At 70.1% G+C, this 936-nt stretch carries 2 protein-coding genes; both read right to left on the bottom strand.

Annotated elements, in window-relative coordinates; all coding sequences use genetic code 11:
• Positions 1 to 540: CinA family protein (locus LPA54_RS33045; protein ID WP_228984432.1), on the bottom strand; the 540-nt coding region annotated here is incomplete at its 3' end.
• Positions 537 to 936, bottom strand: a 400-nt coding sequence (locus tag LPA54_RS33040) for a CDP-alcohol phosphatidyltransferase family protein (protein ID WP_306806575.1), incomplete at its 5' end; no start/stop codon positions are given. The genes LPA54_RS33040 and LPA54_RS33045, both read right to left, overlap by 4 nt.

Raw genomic sequence — 936 nt, 5'->3', positions numbered from 1 at the left:
CCCCCCGTTCCGTTCCGTATCCTGTGCCCGCTCATTCCCGGTCTGTTCGCCCGCCAGCTCCGCGAGGAGCAGGGCGAGTACGCTCCGTACACTCTCCATACGAATTTCCGCGCGGTCGCCGTTCAACCGCAGATGGCGCACTTTTCCGCCAGAGGCGGAAGCGTCGCTCTCCGCGGAGGGGCCGTCCACGGCCACGTACACCGTGCCGACGGCCTGTCCGTCCTGAGGGTCGGGGCCGGCCACCCCCGTGGTGGCGATGCCCCAGTCGGCGCCGAGCGCCTTGCGCACCCCGGCCGCCATCTGGGCCGCCACCTGCGGATCCACCGCTCCGCGCTGGGCCAGCAGAGTGGCGTCCACGCCCAGCAGCCGGTGCTTGAGCTCGGTGGCGTAGGCCGTCACCGAGCCACGGAAGACCTTGGACGCCCCGGGGACGGAGGTGATCTCCGCCGCCACCAGACCACCGGTCAGCGACTCGGCGACCGCGAGCGTCCCGCCCTTCACGGTGAGTAGTCGCACCACCTCGGTGGCCGTAGAACTCACTCTTCCGTCTCCTCCAACGCCGCCTCGCGCTCGGCGATTCCCTGCCTGCGGAGCACAATGGCCTGTTTCACATAGTCGAGTCCGGTCACCACGGTCAGCACCACCGCCGCGGCCATCACCCACCACCGCAGCGTCGCCAGCCACCCGGTCAGCGCGAGCACGTACATGCCCACGGCCACGCCCTGGGTGAGCGTCTTGAGCTTGCCGCCCCGGCTGGCCGGGATCACCCCGTAACGGATGACCAGGAAGCGCAGCAGGGTGATCCCGAGTTCCCTGCCGAGGATCACGCCCGTGACCCACCACGGCAGGTCGCCCAGCGCGGACAGGCAGATCAGCGCCGCGCCCATGATGGCCTTGTCGGCGATGGGGTCGGCGATCTTCCCGAAGTCGGTGACC

Origin of the sequence: Streptomyces sp. DH12 (assembly GCF_020873895.1) — a bacterium.
GTDB lineage: Bacteria > Actinomycetota > Actinomycetes > Streptomycetales > Streptomycetaceae > Streptomyces.
The sequence above is the reverse complement of the archived record's forward strand: the minus strand, read 5'-3'. Positions and strand labels throughout refer to the sequence as shown.